Genomic DNA, 26527 nt, shown 5'->3' with positions numbered 1-26527 from the left:
TTATTTCCACCTAAGAAAATCTTTACTATGAATAAGGAGTTTACAAATAAAAATGAATGGGTACTCATATTAGGAGGAAGTACAGGTCTTGGACTTGCATCAGCTCAAAAACTGGCATCTCATGGTATGAATGTTATTATAATACATCGAAATCGTAAAAGTGAAATCAGTCAGATTGAGGAAAGTTTTGAAGGTATTAGGAACCTAGGAGTGGATTTACTTTCTTTTAATGTCGATTTGTTACATCCTGAAAAACGAAATCTAGTAATAACCGAAATTAAGAATCATATAGGTCAAGGGAGTATAAAAGCATTAATACATAGTGTTGCCAAAGGAAATTTGAAACCAATGGTAAATACTGATCAATTACTAAAGAATGATGATTTTCATCTTACCATAGAGGCAATGGCTATTAGTCTTTATGATTGGGTAACTGCTATTTTTAAAGCACAATTATTTGGAAAAGATACAAGGGTGATTTCTTTTACCAGTGAAGGAAATACAAAAGCATGGAAGAATTATGCAGCAGTTTCTGCTGCAAAAGTAGCTCTTGAGGCAATTACAAGAAGTATTGCTCTAGAATTTGCTCCTTATGGTATCAAAGCTAATTGTTTACAGCCAGGTGCGGTTGACACACAATCTTTGAGGATGATACCTGGTCATGAACAAATCATTAAACACAGTCTGTTGCGTAATCCTTATAATAGGCTTACAGAACCTGATGATGTAGCTAATGCAGTGTATTTGTTGTGTAAAGATGAAGCCTTTTGGATTAATGGATGTGTTATTCCTGTAAATGGAGGAGAGCATCTTTCGTAATAATATGATATAACACTATATAAATAATCACTTTGTTAAATATTTATATTAAAATATAGTATTAATAAATCAAGTAAAGACACAATGAAATATATATTTATTCTGTTATGTTTACCGTTATTGGCAAATACAACAATGTCATGTAAAAATGATGATGATAGAGCTTCTGATATGACGCCGGATATTGATGCAAATGCTACCGCAGAGATTGTAAGTGTAGTAGTCTCTGGAGATGAAAACAGCTATTCTTTTAATGTAGGAATCAAAAGCCCTGATACAGGATGTAATCAATATGCAGATTGGTGGGAAGTTATTTCTGAAGATGGTAAATTGTTGTATCGTAGAATTTTGGCTCATAGTCATGTCAATGAGCAGCCTTTTGTTAGATCTGGAGGTTCTGTTGCTATTTCAAAAGATCAGATAGTGTATGTCCGAGCACATATGAATACTAGTGGATATGGGACAAAAGTCTTTAAAGGCAATGTGAGTCAAGGGCTTGTAGAAAGTGTTTTGGATAAGACTTTTGCAGCTGAATTAGAAACAACGCAACCACTTCCCAATGGTTGTGCATTTTAAAATTAATATACGTTGAAGAAGGAAGATATTATACAGAAATTGCCCTATAGCAAACCTTTTTTGTTTGTAGATGAGATTATTGAGATTGACGATGATCATATCAAAGGGGGATATACATTTCTGAATGACGAATATTTTTATGAAGGTCATTTTAAAGATAATCCTATTACTCCTGGAGTAATCCTTACAGAGTGTATGGCCCAAATAGGAATGGCCTGTTTTGGAATTTACCTTTTAAAAGGTAAATGGGATCAGGGAGAATGGAGTGTAGCAATGACTAGTAGTGAAATGAATTTTAATAAACCCGTTTTTCCAGGAGAAAAAATAATAGTGATTGCAGATAAGGTGTATTTTAGGTTTAATAAACTAAAATGCAATGTAGCTATGTACAATGCAGATGATATTTTGGTGGCAAAAGGTGTTGTAGCGGGTATAGCATTTAAAAAGTAAAATAATCACATGAGTTTAGGATATTCTTTAGTAAAATTAGTACTTAAGTTAAAAGGGGAGAAAAAAACATGGTCTCAGGATCCGATTGACTATATCAAAAAAAGAAAGCAAGATGTTCATGTGCCAAATAGAAGACTGTTTTTGGGTAGTACATATGAGATCAAAGAGCATCTTCAAAGTAAAATAACATATATCACTCCTAAAAATATCAAAACAGATATCCTTTTAATGTATTGTCACGGAGGAGCTTTTGTCTATGGACCAACACAAGAAAATTGGAAAGCATTAGCCAAAATAGCTAAAGAGACAGGGGCTAGAGCATGTATGATAGATTATCCTAAAGCACCAGAGCACACTATAGATGTAATTACAGATAATGTATACCAGGCATATATAGAGGCAACTAAAGTGTATAATGCCTCAAAGATTATTTTACTAGGGGATTCTGCAGGTGGAAGCCTGATACTTACATTAGCTCAGCGATTACAAAGAGAGCAAAAAAATACTCCTAACTGTTTGATTCCTATTTCACCACTGGTAGATGCAAGCGTAACAAATACCAAAATACCAGAAGTTGATGTAAAAGATATTATTCTAAGTCTTAAAGGAGTAAGGTCTGCAAATACTATGTGCGCTGGATCCCTGTCGTTAAAAGATCCTTTGATTTCGCCTTTATACGGAGAGTGTAGTAATCTGCCCCCAATACATCTTTTTATGGCTACAGATGATATACTTACGCCTGATCAGGAGTTATTTGTCGAAAAAGTGAAACAAAATAAGGGAGAGATCGATGTTATTGTGGGAAAAGGAATGCCCCATGTTTGGCCTATTTTGCCAATAATGCCCGAAGCAAAAGTTGGATTGCAAAAAATAATAACCATTATTAATTCGGTTATAAATGATAAGTAAACGGCGTGTAGTGATTACAGGTTTGGGTGTAGTAGCCCCTAATGGAACGAACGTTTCAGTTTTTAGTAAAGCTATTCAAAATGGTACAAGTGGTATACGTTTGATTGAAGTATTAAAAGAGCTTAAATTTTCATGTCAAATTGCTGGTTTACCGAATTATAAAAAAGATTACTTAAACAATTACTTTAATTCAATTCAGCTTAGAGGATTACAGGCCTCAGGGATGGAGTACGGTGTGATTTCGGGTATAGATGCATGGAAAGATGCTGGATTATCGATTAATGATACTGATACTCCGTTATGGGATGCCGGAGTTATTTTTGGTACAGGAATATTAGGAGTTGATAAATTTAGAGAAGCAATTTATAAGGTCGATGAAGGAAATGTAAGACGTCTTGGTAGTACAACCGTTATTCAAACTATGGCTAGTGGTATTAGCGCATTTTTGGGAGGTATGTTAGGGTGTGGTAATGTTGTAACTACAAATTCCTCTGCATGTAGTACGGGTACAGAAGCAATTTTAATGGCCTATGATCGAATAACAAGTGGTTCGGCAGAAATCATACTTGCAGGAAGCACTAGTGATAGCGGGCCATATGTATGGGGAGGGTTTGATGCTATGCGTATTCTCCCATATAAATATAATGATACCCCTGTAGAAGCTTCTCGACCTATGAGTGCAAGTGCTAGTGGTTTTGTGCCAGGTAGTGGAGCAGGGGCTCTTGTCATCGAGAGTCTGGATAGTGCTCAAAAAAGAGGAGCGACCATTTATGCAGAAATTTTAGGCGGACATGTAAATAGTGGTGGGCAACGTAGCGGAGGAAGTATGACTGCACCCAATAGTGAAGCAGTACAGCAATGTATAAAGAGAGCGATAGAGAAATCAGGGATAACAGCGGATGAAGTTGATGCGATTAATGGACACCTTACAGCGACTACAAAGGATAGTGCAGAAATACAAAATTGGTGTGAAGCATTAGGCAGAAAAGGAGCTGATTTTCCTTATATTAATTCATTAAAAAGCCTTGTTGGACATTGCCTCGCGGCTTCTGGAAGTATCGAAAGTGTAGCTGCAGTATTACAATTAAAAGAAAAGTTTATTTTCGGAAATATTAATTGTGAAGATTTGCATCCAGACATTGAGTCTTTGGTAGATAGAGATAAGATACCTACAAAAACACTTGATTTTTCAGCAAATATAATAGCAAAAGCCAGTTTTGGATTTGGGGATGTAAATGCCTGTGTTATCTTTAAAAAATATTAATAATTATGTTGAATTTCGTTTTACATAAGAATTGACATAATAGTACTAATAACAAAAATGATTTATGACTAAAGAAGAATTATTATCTAAATTGAAAATTATCATAACTCCGTACGTTCAAAATCAGGAAGGGCTTAAAAACCTTACTGAGAACACTGACTTTATAAAAGATCTGGAGATTAATTCTGCAAATTTGGTTGATGTAGTGCTGGATGTAGAAGATGAGTTTGATATTGAAATTGATAATGAAGCGATGGAAAAAATGTTAACGGTGAAGGCTTCAATAGAAGTAATAGAACATAAACTTGCTGTAAAGTGATTGGTAATGATATTGTAGATCTTGCACTTTCCAGAACAGAAAGCAATTGGAAAAGAAAAGGATGGGTGCAAAAGATATTTACTGCGATAGAACAACACTATATTTTTGAAGCTGATCATCCTGAAATACAAGTTTGGAAGTTTTGGAGCATGAAAGAGGCTGTTTATAAAGCCCATCAAAGACGATTTGGACATCTGCCAAAGTATAATCCAAAAGATTTTAATTGTACGTTAGGAGGGGAGGTAACGATTGGCAAGTGTGTCTATAAAACCTCTACAATGATTACAGAAAAATACATTTATAGCATAGCAAAAGCATCTAATATCGAGTATGATACTCAGATTTTTGATGAAACACTAAGAATGCATCCCTTGTTATTACAAAAGATTGCTGAAAACTATAAGATAGATTCGTCTATAGTTACAATTAAGAAAGATGGTAATGGAATCCCTATGGTACGTATAGATCAAAAAGCAGAAGACATTCCAATTTCCATAACACACCATGGCCAATATTCAGCGTTTGTTATAGGGCTAGAATAAAGAATATATAAATCAGGATTTAGAAAATCACTTTTGTATTGGGTAAAGCTGTTTTGATTCTGGCTTGTTCTTCCTCAGAGAAATGATTATTGCTTAATTCTAATACTTCTAATTTTGAAAACCCTTTTAGGTCTTTTGGCAGTGATGTAAACTCGTTGTTTCTTAATAAGAGAACTTTTAGACTTTCTGATTGATCAATATTCTTTACAACTTCTGCCATGTGTAGTTCTGGATTTTTATCTAATACCAAACCTTTCAAATTTTTCGCTAAAGCAATTTCTGCAGGGACAGATTGCAGGTTATTATACTTCAAATCTAATATACTTAGAGATTTCATTTGAGCAATAATCTTAAATGTATACGGCAAATCTAAGTTAGGGTTATTAGCGAGACTAAACTCTTGCAAAGTATTAAGGTTTTTTATGTTTTCAGGAAGTCTTTGTATTTTATTCCCATCTAATACGAGTTTGTCTAGTTTTTTAACTTTAGTTAAAGTAGTGATTACTTTTGGGAGCTGTAACTCTAAATTATATCCTAGATCAATCTCTCTTAGTTTAGGCCATTGCAGTATAACTTCGGGTAGTTTTTTAAATTGGTTCTCTCTTAGATTAATAACATCGATATGATCTAAATTTTTAAGATTCATAGGGAGTGATGTCAATGCATTTTTAGAGAGTTTTAATAGTTCTAATGTATTCAATTTCTCTATGCCATTAGGAAGAGTGGTTAGCTTACAATTGGTTAAGAATAATACCTTTATTTTTGGCAGTTTAATGATCTGCTTCTCAAAATCAACCAGGTTTTCTTTATTCAAGTCTAACCATACTACCTCGTTAGTTGTAGTTAGAGCATCTTTAAAAGAAGTATATCGCGTTGGATTTTGACCATACGATGTGGTGAATATAGAGCTTAATGTAAGCAAAATGATAAAAGTAGTTATTTTCATAACTGGTAGGAATTTTATAAAAGAGCCAGAATTATTTATTGAATAACAGGAAAGTAAAAGCGAACATCTAGCTTGTTTTTTTCTCGCTCATCGTGTATGTTAACTCCAAAATCGCTGGTGTAAATTGTGGTTTTACCTAATAATTTTTTATCATCAAGAGAAAAGGTGATGATCACTTCTTTCTTGGTTTCTTTAATGGTAAGCATACCAATAACTTTATAGGTGTTCGTATCAAAAGGAACAACTTGTGTGCTTTCAAATTTGATTTTAGGATATTTTTTCTTGTAAAAGAATTTTTCCCACATGAGATGTCCGTCTCTTAAAAAATTATCGGTATCTAATGTTTTAATTAGCGCAGTACCGCTAAAAGATGCATTGTCGGGATCAGAAGGATTAAAATCTATTTTAAAATCTAGGCCAGAAATAGTCCCGGATGTTTCTTCTGAAACAAAATCAAAAGAAATCCTTGATTTTTCCTTGTCAATAGTCAATCCTCGATAATCATTAATCAAAGCATATTCGCTGGTATTATTAGATATATTGATTTCATTTGGAAAATCAGTTTGAGCAAATCCTTGTGAGATAAGAACAGTGAGTAAAATACTTATTAAAGCTTTCATGGGAGTATGATAATTATTTTTAAAGATAACAAGAATCAAGAATCATTCCAAGGCTTATCAAATTTAGATATTGCTTGTCGGGGGAAATTCACTAGTTGATATTAGGTGTTTTGCCTCTTTCATCTTGGGATTGAACAACATAGTTTTGATAAAAGGGTATTACAAAGAATTATGTTAAAAATTACAGGCTAACCATAGAAACATATGAGTTTGTAGGATTTTGGATTACAAGAGCTCTTAAAATAAATATAAAGTGATACAAATGAATAGATTAAAAGTAAAAAAAGTAATAAATTAGAAAGACCATTGATCGTTAGCCAATTCATGAACCTAAAAAGTTGAATTATGAGTAAAGAAAAATCTAGAAAAAAAAGACGCTTTGCAGATTTCCAGACAAAATATCGTAGATCTTCAAATTTTGGATATGGATCAAAAAGAGATCAGTTTGCCATCGCAGGAAATGGGGAGTTATTTGCTCCGGAGGATGATGAACAAAATAATAAATCTCTGAATTCCTAATATAACATCTTGAGATCATGAATACACCTTTTTTTGGTGTGATAAATACTTCGTTTGTGACTTTTGTTACTTCATAAAAAAATAAGGTATTGTACCTTTGTCTAAAATTATATGAAAAGCTATTTGATAGAGAAGGAACAATAGTATAATGTTATGGGATAGAGTCATAAATATTTTTAACCTCTAGTTGCTCTAACTGCTAATCACCTGCGTAGTGATAATAAATCGTTACTTCTTTCTATTATATATTAAGCTGCCATTATACGTGTCAAATACATGAAAATATTAATTATTCTATGGGCCATATTTTCATATGGTTCTTTTAGCTATCAAAAAGAAGATATAATTAAAATTATAGATATTGAAACCTTCAAAAGTGCAGTTATAGGTAAAGATGTACAACTCATTGATATTCGTACTCCAAGAGAATATAAGGCTGGTTTTATAGATGATGCTATCAATATTAATAGTTATGATGCTCAACAATTTTCTATAGCGTTTCAAAAATTAGATAAAGAAAAGCCAATCTATATATACTGCTACTCTGGTGGTAGAAGCAATCGTGCTAGTAAGAAGCTGGCTGCAATGGGGTTTAAAAAAATCTTTGATTTTAAAGGAGGATATAAGGCATGGAGCAATCAATAACTATTAAGAATACTATAAAACTTAAAAAAATGATGGACAAAGAACAATATGAGAGTATTGCCAAAGAAATTCATAGTGATACTAGTCCTGTAGGGATTGATGCTAAAAAAACTCATATTCTGATCCTTCAAAAATTAATAAAAATTGAAGAACGATTGGATCGCTTGGAAAATAAATTACAATAGAATTATTCATATATAGTTATGTATGTAATTGATATTGTTGTTGTTATGTTTTTTGAGTAAATACATGTAACATTTGTCACAGTATTTTATTTTTTTTCAGAATATATTTGTGTTTATAGTTCTTAGGGAATTTAATTGCTAAAAAAGAAACTAAGTAATTTGGGAAGCTGTCATAAAAGGCTCAAACTTCGACATTGTCAGATTGAATTTTATCAAAACACATTTGTCAAAATGTTTTGTTTTTCTGGATTTCAGAATTCAATTGGATAGAGGAGTATACTTTTTTGACAGCTTTAATATTTTAGTAACCGATATATTTATTTTCATACGTTAAGGATATGAAATTAAAAACTAAAGACATTGGTTTTGTAGTTATACAGTTTTGTTTATTTATCATCTATCTGTTTGATAGCGATTTTTTAAATTTTGATGTATTACATTTTATACGAATTATAGGTATATCTATAGCCATTTTGGGTGGATTTCTTATACTCATTGCTACAATACAACTCAATACAAACCTATCTCCGTTTCCTAGCCCAAAATCAGGCGCTAACTTGATACAAAATGGGGTTTATCGTTATATAAGGCATCCAATTTATACCGCAATTCTATTGATCACTTTTGGCTATGGGATATATATAGGATCTCTTTTTAAGATATTAGTGACTATTGTACTCTATGTTCTTTTTTATTTTAAATCTGTATATGAAGAAGAACGTTTAGCAAAGATGTTTTTACAGTATACCTCATACAAGAAGCGTACAGGACGTTTTCTACCAAAATGGTTAAACTAGATTATGCGTTTATCATTTTTTTTGCAGATACTTTTAAATACATAAGGATTACAATAGATAATATCGAACAGACTAAAAAGCCTATAAATAGAGGTAGAGTAGAGGTTATAACAAACCTTCCGATATAGGTGCTAATAGGAACGGCCATTATAGTAGATATAAATCCTGTTATGGCGGCACCTATTCCTGCAATATGACCGATAGGTTCCATGGCAAGAGCTCTTAAGTTTCCAAATAAAAATCCAATCGCAAAAAATTGTATTCCGAAGAAAATCAATAGAATAACAACATTAGGGTTTGGTGAATTATGAAACAAAACGATATATAGAAGAGAAATAACAAAAAAAGCAAATAGGGAAGTGGTTACCAATTTTTCCATTCCGTACTTTAATACCAGTGTCCCATTAAGGAAAATAGCAGATCCAATAGCTATAGCCAAAAGGCCAAATATATATGGAAATTCTTCTTTTAGGTTATACTGTTGCTCAAAAATCTGTTGCGAAGTACTTAAATATACCATAAACGAACCTACTATAAAACCAGAGATGAGCGTATATCCCATTGTTGTTTTATATTTTAATAGTTCTTTTAGCCCATCCAAGAAAATATTAGAAGTAAATTTTATACGTTTTGAAACGTCGAGGGTTTCTGCTTGTCGTTTCCAGAACCAAAAAGAGACCAACAGACCAAAAATTAATTGTATGTAGAAAATAGCTTGCCAATTATAGTGGTCTAATACAAATTTACCCAAAGCAGGAGCAATAATAGGTACGAGAAGAAATACTACGGTAACAAATGACATAATACGTGCCATATAATCACCACTATAGATATCTCTAATCATTGCTATTGCGATCGTTCTGGGTGCAGAAAGTCCGATTCCTTGTAAAATCCTTCCTACCACCATCATTTCTATACTTGTAGCAAAAATGCATATAAAACTTGCAATGATAAAGAGTAAAAATCCCATATAGACTACAGGTTTTCTACCAAAACTATCAGATATAGGCCCAAAAAAGAGTGGGCCAATACCAAGTCCCAAAAAGATCATGGTAATTAATAATTGATTATCTGCGATTTGTGTGACACCAATAGTAACTCCGATAATATCTAATGCAGGTAGAAGAGCATCTATGGCCAAAGCAACAATAGACATTAAGGATGCCATGAGTGTTACAAATTCGAACTGAGCGAGCTTCTTTTTTAACATCCCACAAAAGTAGCCGTTTTACTATTGTTAAATGATAAAGTAATGTTATAATTATTTAGGATTTGTAACGTGTATATTTTTTTATAGTTATTTTAATAAAACTGTATTAACCAACATGATGAAAAACAACTTCTTTTTAGTATTATCATTCATATCTAGAAAAAATAAAAATTACATTATAACTACTGCGATGGTATGTGCTGCTGTTTTTTTTGGAGATACTATAATGGCACAAAATGAAAGCTATACTTCTGTACCTGCCAGAAGAAAAAGTAGACTAACCATCGACGGAGTTTCTTATGTTGGTCGACCGAGTCTGATTACTCATTTTAGTCCGGGAAAACAATCTAGTTTTACCATTGACTATGAATTTAGTTCTAATTTTCATGCAGAGTTAGAAGGCCATTATTATATTTATGATTTAATGGATGTTTTTATTGTTCCTTTAAAAGCTAAACGATATGTATCTGATAAGTTGTATGTTTTTACAGGAGGAGAAGTGGAGTTTACCAGATCTTTTAGCTATGGAGCAGAACCAATTCCGCCGATTTTTAAAATGATTAATGGAGTTGGGTATGATGTAAATGCTAATTTTTCTTTAGAAGTAAAACAAGATTTTAATTTTAATACGTCGACTCTGGCACCATATAATAATCCAAATATGTTTTCGGTAAAAGGTAAGTTTAAATTTTAATTAAGAGTTAATCACTGATTTACTGTGCTTTATAGCCGTAAGTCATGCTTAAAAAGCGTATATTTGGTATGAAAATTGATAGATGTAGCATATAAATCATGATAAAATGAAGACTCTTTTTTTAGTACTTATAGGCGGGATATTGATAAGTTGCGGAAGCACTCAAAGTATTGAGGTTACTGAAGCACAGCGTAAAGCATTAGATGAAATAGTAACTCAAAAGAAGTATGAGATTATCTCTGATTGGGCTTCACCGCTTACTACGACAAGTGTTAATGCCGTAGCCAATAGTGGATTACTTCCTCCGGGAAGCACGGTAAACAATATTAGTTTGATAGGCAACGGTAACCATTTTAGAATGGATGGAGATAGTGTTGATGTATATTTACCATATTTTGGAGAGCGTAGATTATCAGGTAGATACAGTACAGATGCTGGTATAAAGTTAAAAGGAGCATATGATAATTATAAGGTAGAATATAACGAGAAAAAACAACTGTATTTGATCAAATTTAATGTTGACGATATTCAGGAATCCTATAGAATTATTATACGGTTATACGCTAATTTAAAGAGTGACATTAGCGTTAATAGTAATTATCGAACTACCATTAACTATAGAGGAAACGTATCTAAACTATCAGAAAAAAGTACAGCTACAGTCACTACACAATAGATTATAATAAGTGTTTTTTAATAGAATCTTGTATTGTGGTAGGATCTTGTTCTACCAAAAACTTCATGAATATATAGATGCCCAAAATATGTGCTGAAACAATAAAGAATGTACAGAAATTATTCAATAAAAATAGCTCATTAATAACGGTAAAACCTACAACAAATTGACATAAAAAAGCCGATATGAGCAGTTTAATACCATGACTATAAGTGTCTGATACATATATGTAATAGGAAATTCCAGCATATAACAATAATGTCAAAATTGTAGATACAATATAAGGAATAGCATTGGGTAGTAATTCTAATACTAAGTCTGAAATTGAAAAAATAAGATACCCCAGTAAACCAATACTAATGAATAATGGAAGTGTCATTGTCGTTTTCCATCGAAATGTAATAGGTGCACAGTACTTTTTTAATGCTAAAGAAGAAAATAAGGCATAAATAATGATACAAATGCACATATCTGAAAAGTAATCTGTAAAACTTACATATATTAAGTGGTCTGATATCATTAAAGACATAATACTAATGATAAAAAAGAAATTTATTTTTAGATGTTTTCTTTTAAAAACTTGGTATAAATAGGTAAGCAATAGAAATAGTAACGTGATCGGAAGCAAAATGCTCAAATAATGTTTGTCAAAAAAAAGCGACGTTATAATAACTGTGAGACAACTGAGATATAAAAAATACTGTAGGGGGTTAAATTCTTTCAATATAAAAGTATGTTAGAAACTTAATTGAATATAGCAAAATAAAATGAATCCTTATTAAAAGAGTGTGATTGTAATCAGAATTTATGGAATTAAAAGAGTATAACAAATTTAACCGATAGGGAGCTTCCTAAATATTCTATTTTACATAATATAAATTATAGTACAAATGTATATTATAGCAAATTGACGCATACGTAGTATTTTACATAATTACAGATATCATAACACGCAAGTGTTTTATATCGATAGTAATTATGTAAAAGTCAATTTGCGAAACGTTAAGCTCATTCGTAGCTATAATGTAATACTATGTAAAATATCCCAGGATAATTCTATTTCATAGCAATATTAGCTACTGGGGTCATTAAAATTATTTTAAGACGTTTATGATAGTACCAAAAAAAGCAAACTCTTTTATTTAGGTAGCTTATAAATCGCGTATTTGATAAAATATACGTGATAAAAGTTTTTACGCGATTTTTCGCGAGGTTTATATTGTTTTAAGAGCTCAAGATTGCTATCGCAGTTCTCGTGACGTTGCCGCATAAGTATTTTTAAAGTTTATAGTTTGTATCTCTGCAAACATTATCCAGCCGCATCATCTCGCAGCTTTACAAAATTGATTCACAGGATCAATTTGGTAAACTCGTCTATGCACATGCTAACAACAGAACACAGATTAAACATTTTGAGGGTTTGCATTTCTTTTTGTCTTGACCCTTCGATAAACTCTCAGGGTAAATGACAAAAGAACAAAAAAACCTGTGCTGAGCTTGCCGAAGTATCAAGGCTGCACAAAACTTTGGAAACAGGGCTTAAATAATAAGGTCTGGGAGGCCTTATTATGCAAGAGCCAGCTGGTGCGCTGGAGCGCAGTCGCTATATTTTAGAAAACATTCTAACTCATAAGATTGCTTAGAACTAGAATGAATTTGCATAGCCTTGATTAAACCTTAGTACTTGATCTCTAAAATATGGACGCTCCTTTGCCTATTGTTTATGCCAAAGTTTTCTGAGGCCGTTTTTAAGCTTTTAGATTCTATTTTACATAATGTTAAAAGATTATTCTTCCCATACAATACTAATAACAGTGTTAAATATTGGTGTAACAATACAAAATTCATAAAAATTAAAATCATTATCATTCTCCCACTTTTTTAATTCTAACCAGGTAGATTTCCATATAGGTTGCTTGGATTTTTCCTTCGTATGAATTTTACCTTTTTCAAAAAATTCCATTGCCACAGAATCTTCAGGTGGTGATAATTTAGTGTAATCAGTAATATAGTGCGGGAAATCGTCATTTCTCATCCAATATTTTACTGTTTTATTATAAGAATGGAATAAACAAATTGGATGATCACCTAATTCTAAATACTTAAATGCAACTGACGTTAAACTAGTTTTAAAATAACTTGATAGTTCTCTCAATAATTGAGGTGAAAATTTTTTCCCCTTTTGCTTGTCTTTGAAAATCAAACTTGGCATTAAGAGTTCAGATGCAAATTGGTTTGCCTCATACTCTACTCTACCATTTCGAGCTTGTTTCTCCTTATTATCAAACCAAGACATGGTAGCCTCATTATCATTATGTATATCAATTCCCTTATGCATTACTAAATGGCCAATTTCATGAGCAATCGTAAATCGCCTTTTCTCTTCAAAAGAAATATTATTATTAATTTCAATAATTGTGTTTTTCTTACCGAAAATAATACGCCCATCAGAATTAACCATTGGTTTGTGAACAATTGTAGCTCCTAAACCGCTAGCAAATAAATCTAACGGGAAATCAATTAAATCATCAAATCCATTATCAATTAATAAATCCCTAGCATAAGCAGAACCTTTTGTGTATCTAATCAATTTCTCCATCTAATTCATCCATCAAATCCACTAAATTTTTACCTTTAATTATTTCCTTTATTTCTTCTTCTGTCAACTTATCTAAATTTCTGAATTGAACTGAAAGCTCTTTATCTTCAATTAATTTTTTTAATGAAGCTATTGGTTTATCAATATTCTTTTCAATAGCTTCTTGAAATTTAGATACAATAGTGTCTAATAAATTATCTGTTTTTTCTTTTACTATGATGGCTTTATTCATAAACTTAATTCTTTTTGAGAATTTAGATATTTTCTCATCTTCTTTTGATACATCTACTCCATCATCTTTTAAAGATTCTTTAATAATATCAACATCTAGATTTAAATAAAATTCTGTGATGCCTTTATCTATGTTATTCTTTAACTTACTCATGATTTTTTTTGTAAAATGTTTTTACGCCTTTTTTGTAAACGTTTTAAGGCATTGTAAATGGTGGTAACATCTAGCTCAAGAAAATCAGCAATTTCTTGAGGTTTGAATATTTCATCACACCAACACTCAAAGATTAATATTTCGAGGTCAGTTGCTCCTGAAACTTTTAGTTTATTTAAAAAGTCCTGTTTTTCGGTTTTGTAATCTATTTTTTGCGTAGTTGTATCAACAAAACTAACTTCATCTGGAATTACGGGAATATCTAAGATATACGATTCATCAATGATTTCTTCATCAGGAGTGTTTTTACGTCTTTCTCGCTTTTCAATTGAAGCAGAAATATCGCTTTTAAGTGATCCAAAAACGAATCCTTCAAAATCAATTTTACTTTTATCCCAATTTCTAACACCAGATAGAGCTTTTTCAAACACAGCGAACACAAAGTCTAATGGTTCTAGTCCATCATAGTTTTTTTTATTATATCCTAATTTGCTAATAGTAAAGGCTTGCATTCTTCTTATCAAGCTATCTATATCACAATTTTTAAGGACTTCAGATATTTCGTTGTTAATTTTTAACATAGAAGCGCTTCTATTTATTATATGCTCATAGATTTTAATTTTTTTCCATATACATGGCAAATTATGAAATATTATGAGCATATAACTTATAGAGCACTAAATATTAATTCAAAAAAATAAAAAAAATGGCTAAAAATAAACCCGTTGGAGACAATGCAAGAAAAGGAGCTGTAAAGAAGCGTTCACAAATTAAATCCAAAAACTAATTTATTTGTAAAAAGAAATACGGAAACTGGAAGATTTATGGATGTAAAAACTACAGGAGGAAAATTTAAAGGAGTAACTAATGAATCAAAGAATAAATGAGAAGTATAAAATATAGGTTTTTGGGTTACTTTTTTGCAATACTGGTGTCTATAAGCTATCTGGTTTATAGATACTTCATCTTGGAAAATGTCTCAGATTTTCATAAAGAAATTCTAGTTACCACAGCTATAGGCTTTATAATGACGGCAATCGTAGGTATATATGAAATAGTTAAAAATAATGGTAAATACTTTTGGTTAGCAATTAAATGCTGGCTCTTTGTTCCTAATAAAATTGTTTACGTGTCATTAAGCTATTTGATAAGAATAAAATTGCCAGGATCTGAACGATATTTATTAGTCAAAGGGAGTAAAATAAATCAGTATCAACCGGTAGGTGGAGTTTATAAATTGGTAGGCAATAAAGACATATATAAAGAATGGAATGCATTGAAAAAAGCAGATACAAAAAACCCAAGAGATTTAAGGTTTTTTATTAAAGCAAAGCATTTACCAGATGTTTTGAAATGGTTTAGATCAGGAAAAGATAGAGAAATTGGAGTATGGCGAGAGTTCAGAGAAGAATTAATAGACAATAACATTTTAAGTAATGAAAACTTTAAATCTATTAGAGCTGAATATTTATACTCAAGAGAAAACCTATTATCTAAACAGACAAGGTTTAACAACGAAAGTTACCACTCCTTAGTTTACAACATTTTTAATATTGAATTAAATGATGCTCAACTCAATGAATTAATAAGTCTTGAACAGAAAAAAATATTTACAAAAAAATATGCTTTTGTAACCGAAGATGAAATTAGTAAGGAGTGCTTTAATAATAGTAAAACAAGAATTGGTCAACACGCTAAACACATTAAATAAAAATGAATTTACAACAATATTTACACGAAAATAATCTTCAAAGAGAAGATATTTTAACTCGAATTGCAGTCTCGCTGGAGCTAGATGACACTAGAAAGCAAAGAATGGAATCAGCTTACAATGCTATATATGATATATTAGAGAAGGATGAAGTGTTTTTTTCTAAAGTTGATTTTTTAGTATATCCACAAGGATCAAAAGCTATTGGTACTACGGTAAAACCAAGAGGCAAAGAGGAATTTGATTTGGATATTACTGTTGAAATTAGAGATCCTTATTATAACTATTCTTCATCAGAAATTTATAATCACTTAATAAGGGTTTTGAGTAATAATGATATCTACAAAGAAAAATTAGTGCCTAAAAATAGGTGTGCTAGAATTAATTATGTTGGTGATTTTCATATGGACATACTTCCTGGTTGTATTGTAGTTTCTGGAGATAGTAAGATTATGGTTCCTGATAGAGAATTAAGTTCTTGGACGTCTTCAAATCCAAAAGGTTACGTGAATTGGTTTACTCAAAAAGCTGAAACTGTAGTAATTTCAAATCTTAATAAAGCATTTAGAACATTTTCCGCATTGAATGAAGCAAAGGCAGAGCAAGAAGATTTACCTAATGAGGACACATATAGGAAAGAACCGCTTAAAAGAGCTGTACAACTAACTAAAAGATATAGAGATATTTACTTTGAAAAGAACCCTGATTATAAAACATCAAGTATTGTTCTAACCACAATTTTTGGTCAATTATACGAAGGTGAGTCCTCTATTTATCAAACTATTGATAATGTACTAAATAAGATTGTAACCCAATATACAGATTATCAATATTTGTTTGAAAGTCAAGGTGTCTATAAAAGAATAAAGGTTTTAAATCCTGTTAATTCTGATGAAGATTTTACCGATAAATGGGATAATGAAAAAGAATACTACACCCAATTTATAGCTTTTGCAAAGAGTTATAAGGAGAAATGGGAGAAACTTAAAAACGGGAATTTTGGAGTTGCTGAAGAATTGTTTGGTAGTGATAGAATTAAAGGAGTTTTAACAGAACAATTGAAAGAGATAGCGAAAAATGAGGAGAATCAACTAGAATCAGCCGGTGTAACAATTATGTCTGGTAATACATTTGTAGATAGATCTGGGAATATCAATAGTACTGAAGGTTATAAAAGTAAAGAGAATAGAAATTTTGGTGGTATTGAATAGAATTGATTTGAGCAAGAAATATAGACACCCAAACATATTAAAAGACTTTATTAGTGCATATATTCAACAAAAATTAATTGAAGATAACTTTGATTGGGTTAAGTCTTTTGTAAAGGATGGTAAACTAATAGGAACTGGTAAAATAAAGCCAAAAGGTTGCAAAAATACTTATGATATAATTTTTGAGTATGATCCAAATAAAAAAGATAGGAAAGAAAATATTTTTGTACGAGATGAAAAGATAAAGTTCGGAAAGGTACCTCATTTATATAATAATAATAGTCTTTGCTTGTATCATCCAAGCGACTTTTCTCCATTTATCCCATTTAATTTTGTTGATGTAGTCCCTTGGATTTCAAAATGGCTTGTTACTTATGAGTTATGGTTAAAATACGGTGTTTGGTTAGATAAAGAATTTAAACATTAATAAATCATTCATAAATTAGAATCTAATATAAAATCATCACAATTAACTTAAAATAATATTATGAAATATTCTCAAATTCAATTCGGTAAAGATCTATATGATTTAGATTATAATGATCTAGTTCAATTCTTTGACACAGAAAAGGAAGAAACATTAAATTTAGAATTTAAATCATACCCCGCTCAAGGCAATGCAGCAGAGAAAGAGAATTCTGTATTCAAAGCTATTTGTGGGTTGTTGAATTCTGAAGGCGGAATTATTATTTGGGGAGCTCCTGTTGAAGGACGGAATGCTCAAGGGAACACAACGGCTGAGGGAGCATTAACACCATTTACCACAATTTTAGATAGGGACCGATTTATTAACAAAGTTACTGGTTTAATCACTCCGCTTGCAATTGGTATAAGAGTTCAGCAAATTAATGACGCTAACAATGATTCAATATTTGTAATTGAAGTAGAAAAAAGTGATTTCAAGCCGCACCAATTTAAAGATAAATATTATATCCGCTTAGATGGACAGACTAAAGTTGCTCCTCACTACCTAATTAGTGCAATGATGAAAAGTGTGGATTTCCCAATTATTAAAGGGCATTTAAGATTAAAAAATATAGAAAATCTAGATGGTCATAGAATTTCATTAAGATTCAGAAAACTTATATTTAATACGTCTCCATTCAATAATGATTTAAATGTTTTTATAAGAGTAGTTGCATCTCCAGGTGTTATCATTGTCAATAATGAACAATTTGCTGGGAATTATCATAGTCCTGGTTTAAATATATTGAGTAATGGTAGACCTAGTATGTCCGAATTTAACTTAATAATAACTTCGCAACAATTGATTCAGCGAAATAATGAAGTACAAATAATGTTGAATTTTGGTGGAGAAAAATCTCCATCTAAAGTTTCGTCATATAAATATTCTCTTGCAAATTTAACGCTAGGAAACGTAGAAGATGAAAATACTTTTTTAATTGAAAAAAAAGAAAACTCTCTTCCTTCAGACGCTAACAATAAAACAGCAGAAGATCAAATAAATGAACTTTTAGATTTGTAATACCATTCCACACACATTCCCCTACTCTCCTATCCCTTCGACAAGCTCAGGGGACACGTCGAACAGGCAATAAGTGTTGCATTACTCTTTTTAAAACAACATTTGAGGAAGAAAACTTTTAAGAAGCTTTAGTGTAGATAAACTTTGCTTTTCCCAAAGCAAAGTGACATAACGCAAGTACATTATAGTACAAATATAATATATGAGTAAAACGGCAAATAGAACTTTTTCTGTTCTATTTTACATAGATGCAGATATAGCGCCTTTAGGTCTATATCGTTAGCATTTATGTAAAAGCCGTTTTACGCACGCAAGTTTATTATTAGTAGCTATAATGTTCACATCCACATCAACCCGCAGATTTTAAGAATTGATCATAAAATCAATTCTTAAAACTCGTGTAAAATATCTCAGGATAATTCTATTTCATAGTAATCGTAGCTACTTGGGTCATCATAATTCTAGAAAAACTATTGCTGAAACATACTGCTAAGTATATTTTATTCCATTTCAAGTAGCAAATCACTCCACAATGTTTTTTTAAATTTTCGAGAGAAAAAACCAACATGTCCAATTTTAGCGACCTCTAACTGTTTAGGCGTAATCTCACAAATTTTAATTTGAGCATTCTCATAATATTTAAGCAATTTATTAGATGTTATTTTATTGGCTATTGGGTCATCAGAAATTTGAATTGATGTTAATGGAATTTTAATTTGATCATAACGGTGTAGTTTTTTAGATTTTTTTAAATCATCTTGAAAATAATTTTTATTCTTACTCCATTTCCACCATCTCAAAGCAACTCCCTTAGGAACATCTTCCCCTAATTTGAACTTTTTCATTTTAACATATCCAAAAATAAAAGAGTGTATTAGTATAAAAAAACTCCAAACAGGAGGCATAACCCACCTATAAGGCTTACTCATATCTTTCCAATATGCCGTTGAGGAAGCAATTAAAAATAATTGGTCGATTCTAACATTATTTTCCATCAAGCCTACTAAAGCCCCACCAATACTGTGTGCAATCATAATTTTTTTATCGCTAGGATACTTTTTCACGACCCAATCAAAAACACCTGCCATATCTAATTCGCCCCAATCAATAATATCAGCTTTAAACCCTTTTAGGTTAGCAGGTTTTGATTTCCCTATCCCTCTATAGTCAAATGTAACTGTTGTATATCCGTTTTGGGTAACATAAGTTGCAAAATTTGAATACAATTCTTGTGATAATCCAATTCCGCCTTGAATCTGCACAACCCCTTTCCGTTTATTGTTTGGTTCGCGTACTATAATAGATATTTTGTACCCGTCTTTTGTTGAAATTTTTAATTCTTGAGTGCTCACTGTATATGGGGTATAGATTTGTACTATTTATTTATAAAAGTACTTATTTTATAGCAATTATTACACTGTTAGGTCCAGTCAAAGGCATCAAGTTTTTAATTACTGAATTATTCATAGGAAGTGTTCCTGAACATATTGAAAAGACAAAACAGAAATTGAATATTTAGATAAGTTCGCCATTCCACACACATTACACTCCCCTCCTGCTACTTCGACTACGCTCAGCACAGGCTGGCTCGTATAGTAAGTGTTGCATTACTCTTTTTTAAAGAAGCATTTTGTTATAAAACTTTTAAAATAAACTGTAGAACTAATAAACTTTGCTTAGGAGTAGTTGTTGGATGCGCTCTTCGGTTAAATAACGGCCAAGAAACAGATCAAAGTGAAGCTATTCTAGTAAATTTATAAACAAAACCAAATAAGTAAAATGGAAAATTTTAATGAGATATTCAAAAGCCCCAAAGCCAAAGAAATGGGAAATAAATTAAAGACAATTATTGAATCCTATTTTGGAAATGTAGAGGGTAATATTGTTGGCGGAGCAAAAGTAAAATTAGTTCTTTTTTCAAGAAATGGAAAAAATAACGTGTTATGCGGGATTCAGGAGGGGAATGATGAATCTTGTATGCTTTATGTACATCATGTAAATGAAATTAATCACGAAAGATTGAAATTCAGCGGTAAAGGTAAACACGCCAAACGTATTAAATTTGTTGATATTAAAGACATTCTTGTAAATGATATAGAGTGGTTATTATCTATAGTTAATGAAAATGCTCCATTTTAATAAGTAACAATACGGTTCGATAAAACAAATAAGTTTTATCAATCAAATCTTGGAAGATTATACCTAAGAGTTGTTTATAAATGAAAAGGTGACAGTTTTATCTTAGTTTATCAGTGACCTGTATACCTCTAAATATTAAATTCTTCTCATATTAAGTCAGGTTACACTCAGTTAAAATAGTATAACTATAAAAATTTATGTTATTAATACAATAGAGTTCCAATTCTTCATTAACAATTTATATTAATAAAAACACATAAACTGTTGTAAAAATTTGTGTAATGAATATTTATTCATAATTTTGATTTATGTCTGATACCAAAACAAAACGTCTTGATCAAATTTTTGATGCAACCCTTCGGCTTACAGGAAAAGTTGGGATTGCAGGTTTAAAAATGTCCAATATTGCGAAAGAAGCATCAATGGCCACCGGTACACTTTACATCTATTTTGAAAATAAAGAAGAGCTACTAAATGCTTTATATTTCAAGTTACAGAAAGAAAGTGCTCCCGCAATTATTAATGATATTAGCCATCTTGCAATTAACATCCAACTATATAAGATGTGGAAAATTGCTCTAGAACGTTTGGTTGATAACAATCTAAGAATAATTTTTTTAGAACAATTCGTTATTTCACCATACATTTCAGAGTCCAACAAGGAAATAGATACTGGATTTAAAAACTACTTGAAACAGATATTGGAACAAGGGAAATCAGAAAATTTGATTAAGGATGCCAATAGTGATATGCTCATTGCATTGATAATTGGTTTTGTAAGAAGCTTTTCGACCCATATAGTCAATGATTGCAATGGTCATCTCAGCGAAAAATCTATTGATGAATCGTTCTCTCTATGTTGGGATGCTATAAAGAAATAAAAAAAATTTAACTATAAAATGAATAAATATTCATAAAATAATAGATTATGAAATTGAAACTAATCATACTGAACCTAATCATACCCATAATTTTTATGCAAGCATATACACAAACTTCAAAATCAAAAACCCACGAACATCAAAAAAATAGTTTCACTATGGACAAAACAAAGAAAATTAATATCAATGGAGAAAGCCTTGCGTATTTTGACAATGAGAAAGGAAATACAACATTGTTATTTCTTCACGGCGCATTCATCAATAAGGAATATTGGAACGAACAATTATCCTATTTCTCGAAAAACTATCGGGTTATAGTAATTGATTTGCCTGGTCACGGAAAATCTACTCATAATAAAGAAGATTGGACGGGTCCGAGATTTGGAAAGGACATCAGCAAATTCATTCAAGAATTGGCTATAAAAAATGTGATAATTATAGGACACTCTTTCGGTTCGGACGTTATGCTCGAGACCGTTGCTATCAATGATACCGATATTATTGGTTTAATTGAAATCGACCATATGAAAAACGTGGGTATGGAATTACCCAAGGAGGTCGTCGATCAAATAGTCCAAGGGTTGAACGCCGACTTTGAGAATACTTGTCAGCAATTTGCAAAACAGGCATTGTTAAGCGAAGCAACAGACTCTGGAATCGTTTCACGATTATTGGCGGATTATAAAGAAATGAATCCCGAAATAGGCATTCCCCTACTTGAGTATGGTTTCAGTTATCCACGGCGTGAAGCAGAACTCTTAAAAGAGCTAGAATTAAAGTTATATTCCATTCACGTGAACTATGCACCTACAAACGAAGAAAGCCTTAAAAAATATCTTACTGATAATTATGAATTGCATATTATAGAAGGTACTTGTCACTATCCGATGATTGAGAGTCCAGAAAAATTAAATACTTTGCTTGAAAAGCTTTTTACTGAAATAGTAAAAAACGAATAATATTGGAATTATTTAGGCTAAGTTAAATCTTTGTAGTGATCATAGAATTAGATCTAACAATCTAGTCTAGTGTAGGTGTTCATAGTTTGGATTTCTCTTTTTATAAACAATAGTATATCTTGACATTTATTTATTAAAGATCAAGATATACTATTTGCCTTGGTGATCATAATTCTACCAGTTTAGCCAAAGCATATGTATCTAAAAAAGCGTCAACATTTACAATTTTACCATCATCATTTAGTTTTAATTTCCAGGCATATTCATTGATATAGTCATTCCCGTCAACAGCCTTTGCCCTACCTTTCCATTGAAACCATACAATGTCTTCGGATGCATTAATGTCTATAAGTTCAGGCTCTAGAGCAGTGGATAGAAATTCATTAATAGGTATAACGGCTTTATCCATAAATTCCTTTTTGCCTTTATAGATGCCAGAATAAGGGGCATTACCAGTAACTCGCCAAATCATATCTTCATCCAGTAAGTCAAAGAAGCTACCTTTGCCCGAAATCCAATCCTCGACTGCTTTTTGAACTATGCTGTGATTTTTTGATTCCATATTCTCTGTCACGGTATTTTTATTTGTTTTTTCTATAGTGTTTGTTCTTCTTTCTTTGCAAGAAAAAAGAGCTAGCACCATTATTATTACAATTGCTTTAATGTTCATAGTTTACAATTTTAATCTTCTCTTTTATATAATATCATTCCACCGTGATAGAGTATACCATCCTTAAAATCCCCATCTGCAGTAAAGCCTGTATCATCCTTATACTCGATATGGTTTCCCTTTACCCAATATTTACCTTGGTAGGCACTTTCTGTATGGCCACGAGCTTCATCATAGCGTCCATTAGGTAATAAGTTGTGGCGTACGTGATTATCTTCCGTTACCCACATCCCTATATATTCTTTTGTTTCTTCTATTGTTTTCTTAGTTTCCATCTCTTCATTCTTTATTGCTTCTTTATCTTGGCTTTTACATTCAGTAAAGGTTGTCATTGTTATTAAAAGACCCATAATCGCTATTTTGCTAAAATCCATTTTATTCCGTTTTAATTTATTCTACTAAATTGCTTTAGAAGTACTAATGCTTATTAACTCTCTAGGTTGACATCCATCAGGTGCGAGTATCCCATAATTTTGTAAACGCGTTTTGTCAAAGCATCTCGTGTTGCATTTGCAGGCTCAGCCACATAATCCGAATAATCGATTGTCGGTCTCAAAGGACGGCTTCCTTTTGGCATTCTAATGATTTCCAAAATTTTATCCGCTACACCTTCAATGGGTGCGTTTTCATTGCGAAACAAGTTTCGAAACCCTTGTTCATAGGCATCAAAATCTTTCTTAAGTTTTGCATACGGTTCATCCAGAGATGAATCTTTTGGAAATTCGGCAGTTTCAAAGTGTGAAGTCCCGTCAATGAAAAGACCTGGCATTAGTATACTTGACTCAATGCCGAAAGGATTAAGCTCGAAAGACAAACTTTCTGCAAGTACTGCCTGAGCTGTTTTTCCTACCACATAAGGCGTTACAAATGGCGCAGTTATCGCCGTAACACCACTTCCTATATATAGTAATAATCCATCACGTCTTTCTCGCATATATGGCAAAACTACACGGTTTAGGATGTGTGTGCCCAAAAAGTTGACATTCAATGAATTCATGTATTGCTCTGGCGTAAACGCTTCAGCGAATCCAACATATAAATGTGCAGCGTTATGAATGAGAATATCCAGTTTACCATTTTTCGTTATGATTTTTTCAACCGCTTCTTTACAGGATTCTTCCTTAACAATATCCAAATCTACTATATGTACTTTGGCACCTACACTATTTGCATAGTCCTGTATTGCTGCCGATTTTTTGATATTACGCGTCTTGGGATCTCTAATTCCTGCCCAAACCGTAAACCCTTCTTTTACTAATCGTTTTGAGGTAGAAAGTCCAATACCAGAACCCGCACCTGTTATCAATACTGTTTTATTACTGGTTTCCATTTTTTATTTTTTTAATGTTATTTATTTCTTCTGAAGAGAAAAAGAGCTATTTCAAAAGACATATCATCTTTTACGAAATAGCTCTTCTCAAGATCATAGGATTAAGAAGCATTTACATTTTCATAATCTGTAGAAACACCAAGCGATTTATGAACCTCCATCATTTCCTGAAGACTAGCTATTTTTTGATTTACAAACTCATAAGCGTCACTACCTAGATAGAGATGTATCGGTGGATTATCCATCTTTGAAAGTTCTATAAATACATCGGCTGCCTTTGCTGGGTCGCCAGCTTGATTGCCGTGAATATCCTGAGCGTGAACCCTAACCGTTTCTCTTGCGGATTCATAAACATCGATAGTACGTTCCCCCGTTTGCATTGAATCGCTACTGAGGAATTCCGTTCTAAAATATCCGGGGGAAACACAAGTCACACTAATACCCAGGGGCTTCACTTCGGCTTCTAAAGCCTCGCTGAAACCTTGTACTGCAAATTTTGTTGCGCAATAAATACCATATCCAGGGAACGTTGCTACGAACCCACCTATGGACGCGATGTTCATTATATGTCCAGAACCCCTTTCTCGCATACTAGGAAGTACATTCCTGATTACGTGCAGAGAACCGTAGACATTTACGTCGAAATTCTGATGTACTTCTTTGTGCTGTAATTCTTCAATAGCACCGCCCAATCCATAGCCGGCATTGTTGACTACAACGTCTATTTCCCCGAAATAGCTTAACGCTTTGTCAATGGTGCTTTTTACATCATTTTCATCGGTTAAATCCATTGATAACGGTAAAAAATTATCGCTCTTTTCAGAAACTTTTTCGGTTAGTTGCTTTTTATTTCTTGAAGTTGCCGCAACTTTATGTCCAGATTTCAGTAATTTCTCAACCAGATTTAAACCTAATCCTTTTGATGCACCTGTAATGAACCATACTTTACTCATAATTATTTATTTAAGATTAATACTTTTTGTCTCAAACAAAATTACGGTGGCCAAGCGCCTATTCTCGTATGTCAATCAAACCAACACTTATAGATTTCAAACAATGGTGTGGAATTTAAGCTTTCGCAGAAACCTAAAAGTTACTTTTGATTTAAACTGCCTGACGAATGGACGTAGGCGTTGTAGCAGTCTGCTTCTTAAAAAATGTGGTAAAATGAGCAGGTTCATCAAAACCTAACGAATAGGCTATCTCGGAAATTGACCAATCTGTTAGTCGAAGTAAAATATGAGCTTCGGAAACAATACGTTCTGTGATAAGTTGTGTCGTAGTTTTACCTGTTGTTTTTTTAACCGCCCGATTCAACGAATTTACGTGAATCGAAAGTCGCTCTGCGAAGTCGCTTGGGGTTTTTTCAGTGATGCAATAATTCGTTGACTCTACTGGAAACTGACGTTCTAAGGCTTCTTTAAAGATGATTGTTATTCGAGTGCTCGCATCTAATTTGGTGGCTCTTATTCTGGTAGGTTGTAATTTTAGGGCGTAATGGATGATATCTGAAACCTTACTCTTTATTACTTCATATTTATAGTGGTATGTAGAGTCTATTTCTGTTATAATTTGCTCAAAAACCTGACTTATATAATTATCTTGTTCTCTTGTCAATTCAAAATTGGGATGCCCATCAATGCTAAAAACTGGCAGATTCGATGGACTTTCGTGTATAGAATTCAAAAGAAATTCCTCTTTAAAAATCAAAAAGCTTCCTGAGCATTCCCCACTACCTTGCACAAAGGAATAAGGCACTTGCGGATTAAAGAACATCAGCGTGCTTCCATTAGTCTCAATACTTCTATCGGCATAATGAAAGGTATGTTTGCCACGTATCAATGTAATTTTATAGAAGTCTCTTCTCGTGTAACTAACAGGCTTGGCATTTGGACTTAAACTTTTTTCGAGGTCAAATACATTAAAATGCCCGATTCCTGAAGGTTGAAACCTGTCCGTTGCCAATCCTTTGTTCTTATAAAATT

General features: G+C 32.1%; 33 protein-coding genes. 20 read left to right on the top strand and 13 right to left on the bottom strand.

The genetic code is table 11. The features are described from left to right. Positions 1–27: 27 nt before the first annotated feature. From PQF96_RS19675 to PQF96_RS19645, 7 genes are all read left to right on the top strand, one after another. Positions 28–819 (top strand): SDR family oxidoreductase, encoded by a 792-nt coding sequence (locus tag PQF96_RS19675; RefSeq protein ID WP_109438638.1) that lies wholly within the window; start codon positions 28–30, stop codon positions 817–819. 84 nt (positions 820–903) lie between these two features. Then, positions 904–1395, top strand: a complete 492-nt coding sequence (locus PQF96_RS19670) for a hypothetical protein (protein WP_271767930.1) — start codon at positions 904–906, stop codon at positions 1393–1395. A gap of 12 nt (positions 1396–1407) precedes the next feature. After that, the gene (locus PQF96_RS19665) at positions 1408–1845 is read left to right on the top strand and encodes a 3-hydroxyacyl-ACP dehydratase FabZ family protein (RefSeq protein WP_271767929.1); all 438 of its coding nucleotides are present in this window, start codon (positions 1408–1410) and stop codon (positions 1843–1845) included. 9 nt (positions 1846–1854) lie between these two features. Then, entirely contained in the window at positions 1855–2754 is a 900-nt protein-coding gene (locus PQF96_RS19660) for an alpha/beta hydrolase fold domain-containing protein (RefSeq protein ID WP_271767928.1), read from the top strand. Further along, positions 2744–4018, top strand: a complete 1275-nt coding sequence (locus PQF96_RS19655) for a beta-ketoacyl-[acyl-carrier-protein] synthase family protein (protein WP_271767927.1) — start codon at positions 2744–2746, stop codon at positions 4016–4018. The genes PQF96_RS19660 and PQF96_RS19655 overlap by 11 nt, the downstream gene beginning before the upstream one ends. A gap of 64 nt (positions 4019–4082) precedes the next feature. After that, positions 4083–4337 carry a phosphopantetheine-binding protein gene (locus PQF96_RS19650; RefSeq protein ID WP_109438643.1) on the top strand — a complete coding sequence of 85 codons (255 nt, stop codon included), beginning with the start codon at positions 4083–4085 and terminating at the stop codon, positions 4335–4337. Beyond that, positions 4334–4879: a 4'-phosphopantetheinyl transferase superfamily protein gene (locus PQF96_RS19645; protein WP_271767926.1), complete on the top strand. Its 546-nt coding sequence runs from the start codon at positions 4334–4336 to the stop codon at positions 4877–4879. The genes PQF96_RS19650 and PQF96_RS19645 overlap by 4 nt, the downstream gene beginning before the upstream one ends. Before the next feature lie 19 nt (positions 4880–4898). On the opposite strand, the gene PQF96_RS19640 is transcribed toward PQF96_RS19645, so the two are convergent. Continuing rightward, on the bottom strand, positions 4899–5825 hold the full coding sequence (locus PQF96_RS19640; protein ID WP_271767925.1) for a leucine-rich repeat domain-containing protein: 927 nt from the start codon (positions 5823–5825) through the stop codon (positions 4899–4901). Between the two features lie 35 nt (positions 5826–5860). Then, positions 5861–6445, bottom strand: coding sequence for a YceI family protein (locus PQF96_RS19635; protein ID WP_109438646.1), 585 nt, complete (start codon positions 6443–6445; stop codon positions 5861–5863). A 345-nt stretch (positions 6446–6790) separates the two neighbouring features. Between PQF96_RS19635 and PQF96_RS19630 the strand changes: the two genes are divergently transcribed. From PQF96_RS19630 to PQF96_RS19615, 4 genes are all read left to right on the top strand, one after another. After that, entirely contained in the window at positions 6791–6964 is a 174-nt protein-coding gene (locus PQF96_RS19630) for a hypothetical protein (protein WP_271767924.1), read from the top strand. Positions 6965–7240: 276 nt separating this feature from the next. Beyond that, positions 7241–7609 carry a rhodanese-like domain-containing protein gene (locus PQF96_RS19625; protein ID WP_271767923.1) on the top strand — a complete coding sequence of 123 codons (369 nt, stop codon included), beginning with the start codon at positions 7241–7243 and terminating at the stop codon, positions 7607–7609. Continuing rightward, positions 7594–7794 (top strand): hypothetical protein, encoded by a 201-nt coding sequence (locus PQF96_RS19620; RefSeq protein ID WP_271767922.1) that lies wholly within the window; start codon positions 7594–7596, stop codon positions 7792–7794. The genes PQF96_RS19625 and PQF96_RS19620 overlap by 16 nt, the downstream gene beginning before the upstream one ends. 338 nt (positions 7795–8132) lie before the next feature. Then, the gene (locus PQF96_RS19615; RefSeq protein ID WP_271767921.1) at positions 8133–8591 is read left to right on the top strand and encodes a methyltransferase family protein; all 459 of its coding nucleotides are present in this window, start codon (positions 8133–8135) and stop codon (positions 8589–8591) included. A 1-nt stretch (position 8592) separates the two neighbouring features. Here PQF96_RS19615 and PQF96_RS19610 read toward each other — a convergent pair whose 3' ends face one another. Further along, complete coding sequence (locus tag PQF96_RS19610) at positions 8593–9801, bottom strand: multidrug effflux MFS transporter (protein ID WP_271767920.1); 1209 nt, start codon at positions 9799–9801, stop codon at positions 8593–8595. Positions 9802–9916: 115 nt separating this feature from the next. Between PQF96_RS19610 and PQF96_RS19605 the strand changes: the two genes are divergently transcribed. Next, positions 9917–10495: a hypothetical protein gene (locus tag PQF96_RS19605; protein WP_271767919.1), complete on the top strand. Its 579-nt coding sequence runs from the start codon at positions 9917–9919 to the stop codon at positions 10493–10495. A 106-nt stretch (positions 10496–10601) separates the two neighbouring features. After that, positions 10602–11171, top strand: coding sequence for a DUF4251 domain-containing protein (locus PQF96_RS19600; protein WP_271767918.1), 570 nt, complete (start codon positions 10602–10604; stop codon positions 11169–11171). A 1-nt stretch (position 11172) separates the two neighbouring features. Here PQF96_RS19600 and PQF96_RS19595 read toward each other — a convergent pair whose 3' ends face one another. The 4 genes from PQF96_RS19595 to PQF96_RS19580 form a co-directional block, all read right to left on the bottom strand. Continuing rightward, on the bottom strand, positions 11173–11700 hold the full coding sequence (locus PQF96_RS19595) for a hypothetical protein (RefSeq protein WP_271767917.1): 528 nt from the start codon (positions 11698–11700) through the stop codon (positions 11173–11175). A gap of 1257 nt (positions 11701–12957) precedes the next feature. Next, complete coding sequence (locus PQF96_RS19590; RefSeq protein WP_271767916.1) at positions 12958–13770, bottom strand: ImmA/IrrE family metallo-endopeptidase; 813 nt, start codon at positions 13768–13770, stop codon at positions 12958–12960. Continuing rightward, the gene (locus tag PQF96_RS19585) at positions 13754–14155 is read right to left on the bottom strand and encodes a hypothetical protein (RefSeq protein ID WP_271767915.1); all 402 of its coding nucleotides are present in this window, start codon (positions 14153–14155) and stop codon (positions 13754–13756) included. The genes PQF96_RS19590 and PQF96_RS19585 overlap by 17 nt, the downstream gene beginning before the upstream one ends. Beyond that, positions 14152–14736: a hypothetical protein gene (locus PQF96_RS19580; RefSeq protein WP_271767914.1), complete on the bottom strand. Its 585-nt coding sequence runs from the start codon at positions 14734–14736 to the stop codon at positions 14152–14154. Before PQF96_RS19580 ends, PQF96_RS19585 begins: the two co-directional genes overlap by 4 nt. Before the next feature lie 302 nt (positions 14737–15038). Here PQF96_RS19580 and PQF96_RS19575 point away from each other — a divergent pair, with 302 nt between their 5' ends. The 4 genes from PQF96_RS19575 to PQF96_RS19560 are packed head-to-tail and all read left to right on the top strand — an operon-like array spanning position 15039 to position 18563. Next, on the top strand, positions 15039–15866 hold the full coding sequence (locus PQF96_RS19575) for an SMODS-associated NUDIX domain-containing protein (RefSeq protein WP_271767913.1): 828 nt from the start codon (positions 15039–15041) through the stop codon (positions 15864–15866). A 2-nt stretch (positions 15867–15868) separates the two neighbouring features. Then, on the top strand, positions 15869–17077 hold the full coding sequence (locus PQF96_RS19570; protein WP_271767912.1) for a nucleotidyltransferase domain-containing protein: 1209 nt from the start codon (positions 15869–15871) through the stop codon (positions 17075–17077). Beyond that, a complete protein-coding gene (locus PQF96_RS19565) occupies positions 17070–17504 on the top strand; it encodes a hypothetical protein (RefSeq protein ID WP_271767911.1) in 435 nt (144 codons plus the stop codon). The genes PQF96_RS19570 and PQF96_RS19565 overlap by 8 nt, the downstream gene beginning before the upstream one ends. Positions 17505–17564: 60 nt before the next feature. After that, positions 17565–18563, top strand: a complete 999-nt coding sequence (locus PQF96_RS19560; RefSeq protein WP_271767910.1) for an AlbA family DNA-binding domain-containing protein — start codon at positions 17565–17567, stop codon at positions 18561–18563. A gap of 500 nt (positions 18564–19063) precedes the next feature. Here PQF96_RS19560 and PQF96_RS19555 read toward each other — a convergent pair whose 3' ends face one another. Then, entirely contained in the window at positions 19064–19915 is an 852-nt protein-coding gene (locus tag PQF96_RS19555) for an alpha/beta hydrolase family protein (RefSeq protein ID WP_271767909.1), read from the bottom strand. Between the two features lie 427 nt (positions 19916–20342). On the opposite strand from PQF96_RS19555, the gene PQF96_RS19550 reads away from it, so the two are divergent. From PQF96_RS19550 to PQF96_RS19540, 3 genes are all read left to right on the top strand, one after another. Further along, the gene (locus PQF96_RS19550) at positions 20343–20702 is read left to right on the top strand and encodes a hypothetical protein (protein ID WP_271767908.1); all 360 of its coding nucleotides are present in this window, start codon (positions 20343–20345) and stop codon (positions 20700–20702) included. A gap of 308 nt (positions 20703–21010) precedes the next feature. Then, a complete protein-coding gene (locus PQF96_RS19545) occupies positions 21011–21583 on the top strand; it encodes a TetR/AcrR family transcriptional regulator (protein ID WP_271767907.1) in 573 nt (190 codons plus the stop codon). Between the two features lie 95 nt (positions 21584–21678). Then, the gene (locus tag PQF96_RS19540; protein WP_271767906.1) at positions 21679–22542 is read left to right on the top strand and encodes an alpha/beta fold hydrolase; all 864 of its coding nucleotides are present in this window, start codon (positions 21679–21681) and stop codon (positions 22540–22542) included. Positions 22543–22708: 166 nt separating this feature from the next. Here the strand turns inward: PQF96_RS19540 and PQF96_RS19535 are convergent, their stop codons facing one another. The 5 genes from PQF96_RS19535 to PQF96_RS19515 all read right to left on the bottom strand — a co-directional run bounded on the left by PQF96_RS19535 (position 22709) and on the right by PQF96_RS19515 (position 26507). After that, on the bottom strand, positions 22709–23212 hold the full coding sequence (locus PQF96_RS19535; protein WP_271767905.1) for a nuclear transport factor 2 family protein: 504 nt from the start codon (positions 23210–23212) through the stop codon (positions 22709–22711). An 11-nt stretch (positions 23213–23223) separates the two neighbouring features. Continuing rightward, positions 23224–23544 carry an Atu4866 domain-containing protein gene (locus tag PQF96_RS19530; protein WP_271767904.1) on the bottom strand — a complete coding sequence of 107 codons (321 nt, stop codon included), beginning with the start codon at positions 23542–23544 and terminating at the stop codon, positions 23224–23226. A gap of 95 nt (positions 23545–23639) precedes the next feature. Then, complete coding sequence (locus PQF96_RS19525) at positions 23640–24542, bottom strand: SDR family NAD(P)-dependent oxidoreductase (RefSeq protein WP_271767903.1); 903 nt, start codon at positions 24540–24542, stop codon at positions 23640–23642. 101 nt (positions 24543–24643) lie between these two features. Beyond that, a complete protein-coding gene (locus PQF96_RS19520; RefSeq protein ID WP_333968114.1) occupies positions 24644–25495 on the bottom strand; it encodes an oxidoreductase in 852 nt (283 codons plus the stop codon). 151 nt (positions 25496–25646) lie between these two features. Next, positions 25647–26507: a helix-turn-helix domain-containing protein gene (locus tag PQF96_RS19515; protein WP_271767902.1), complete on the bottom strand. Its 861-nt coding sequence runs from the start codon at positions 26505–26507 to the stop codon at positions 25647–25649. Positions 26508–26527 lie beyond the last annotated feature (20 nt).

Source organism: Aquimarina algiphila, from assembly GCF_947494415.1.
In the GTDB taxonomy this organism is placed as follows: Bacteria; Bacteroidota; Bacteroidia; order Flavobacteriales; family Flavobacteriaceae; genus Aquimarina; species Aquimarina algiphila.
Note: the sequence above shows the minus strand (reverse complement) of the source record. Positions and strands in the feature narration are given on the sequence as shown.

What these genes read in the sequence shown, in the direction of transcription:
- PQF96_RS19675 (WP_109438638.1), top strand. Translation starts at nt 28, where the DNA reads ATGAATAAGGAGTTTACAAATAAAAATGAATGGGTACTCATATTAGGA.
- PQF96_RS19670 (WP_271767930.1), top strand. Translation starts at nt 904, where the DNA reads ATGAAATATATATTTATTCTGTTATGTTTACCGTTATTGGCAAATACA.
- PQF96_RS19660 (WP_271767928.1), top strand. Translation starts at nt 1,855, where the DNA reads ATGAGTTTAGGATATTCTTTAGTAAAATTAGTACTTAAGTTAAAAGGG.
- PQF96_RS19655 (WP_271767927.1), top strand. Translation starts at nt 2,744, where the DNA reads ATGATAAGTAAACGGCGTGTAGTGATTACAGGTTTGGGTGTAGTAGCC.
- PQF96_RS19650 (WP_109438643.1), top strand. Translation starts at nt 4,083, where the DNA reads ATGACTAAAGAAGAATTATTATCTAAATTGAAAATTATCATAACTCCG.
- PQF96_RS19640 (WP_271767925.1), bottom strand. Translation starts at nt 5,825, where the DNA reads ATGAAAATAACTACTTTTATCATTTTGCTTACATTAAGCTCTATATTC.
- PQF96_RS19635 (WP_109438646.1), bottom strand. Translation starts at nt 6,445, where the DNA reads ATGAAAGCTTTAATAAGTATTTTACTCACTGTTCTTATCTCACAAGGA.
- PQF96_RS19630 (WP_271767924.1), top strand. Translation starts at nt 6,791, where the DNA reads ATGAGTAAAGAAAAATCTAGAAAAAAAAGACGCTTTGCAGATTTCCAG.
- PQF96_RS19625 (WP_271767923.1), top strand. Translation starts at nt 7,241, where the DNA reads ATGAAAATATTAATTATTCTATGGGCCATATTTTCATATGGTTCTTTT.
- PQF96_RS19620 (WP_271767922.1), top strand. Translation starts at nt 7,594, where the DNA reads ATGGAGCAATCAATAACTATTAAGAATACTATAAAACTTAAAAAAATG.
- PQF96_RS19615 (WP_271767921.1), top strand. Translation starts at nt 8,133, where the DNA reads ATGAAATTAAAAACTAAAGACATTGGTTTTGTAGTTATACAGTTTTGT.
- PQF96_RS19610 (WP_271767920.1), bottom strand. Translation starts at nt 9,801, where the DNA reads ATGTTAAAAAAGAAGCTCGCTCAGTTCGAATTTGTAACACTCATGGCA.
- PQF96_RS19605 (WP_271767919.1), top strand. Translation starts at nt 9,917, where the DNA reads ATGATGAAAAACAACTTCTTTTTAGTATTATCATTCATATCTAGAAAA.
- PQF96_RS19600 (WP_271767918.1), top strand. Translation starts at nt 10,602, where the DNA reads ATGAAGACTCTTTTTTTAGTACTTATAGGCGGGATATTGATAAGTTGC.
- PQF96_RS19595 (WP_271767917.1), bottom strand. Translation starts at nt 11,700, where the DNA reads ATGTCTTTAATGATATCAGACCACTTAATATATGTAAGTTTTACAGAT.
- PQF96_RS19590 (WP_271767916.1), bottom strand. Translation starts at nt 13,770, where the DNA reads ATGGAGAAATTGATTAGATACACAAAAGGTTCTGCTTATGCTAGGGAT.
- PQF96_RS19585 (WP_271767915.1), bottom strand. Translation starts at nt 14,155, where the DNA reads ATGAGTAAGTTAAAGAATAACATAGATAAAGGCATCACAGAATTTTAT.
- PQF96_RS19580 (WP_271767914.1), bottom strand. Translation starts at nt 14,736, where the DNA reads ATGTTAAAAATTAACAACGAAATATCTGAAGTCCTTAAAAATTGTGAT.
- PQF96_RS19575 (WP_271767913.1), top strand. Translation starts at nt 15,039, where the DNA reads ATGAGAAGTATAAAATATAGGTTTTTGGGTTACTTTTTTGCAATACTG.
- PQF96_RS19570 (WP_271767912.1), top strand. Translation starts at nt 15,869, where the DNA reads ATGAATTTACAACAATATTTACACGAAAATAATCTTCAAAGAGAAGAT.
- PQF96_RS19560 (WP_271767910.1), top strand. Translation starts at nt 17,565, where the DNA reads ATGAAATATTCTCAAATTCAATTCGGTAAAGATCTATATGATTTAGAT.
- PQF96_RS19550 (WP_271767908.1), top strand. Translation starts at nt 20,343, where the DNA reads ATGGAAAATTTTAATGAGATATTCAAAAGCCCCAAAGCCAAAGAAATG.
- PQF96_RS19545 (WP_271767907.1), top strand. Translation starts at nt 21,011, where the DNA reads ATGTCTGATACCAAAACAAAACGTCTTGATCAAATTTTTGATGCAACC.
- PQF96_RS19540 (WP_271767906.1), top strand. Translation starts at nt 21,679, where the DNA reads ATGCAAGCATATACACAAACTTCAAAATCAAAAACCCACGAACATCAA.
- PQF96_RS19535 (WP_271767905.1), bottom strand. Translation starts at nt 23,212, where the DNA reads ATGAACATTAAAGCAATTGTAATAATAATGGTGCTAGCTCTTTTTTCT.
- PQF96_RS19530 (WP_271767904.1), bottom strand. Translation starts at nt 23,544, where the DNA reads ATGACAACCTTTACTGAATGTAAAAGCCAAGATAAAGAAGCAATAAAG.
- PQF96_RS19525 (WP_271767903.1), bottom strand. Translation starts at nt 24,542, where the DNA reads ATGGAAACCAGTAATAAAACAGTATTGATAACAGGTGCGGGTTCTGGT.
- PQF96_RS19520 (WP_333968114.1), bottom strand. Translation starts at nt 25,495, where the DNA reads ATGAGTAAAGTATGGTTCATTACAGGTGCATCAAAAGGATTAGGTTTA.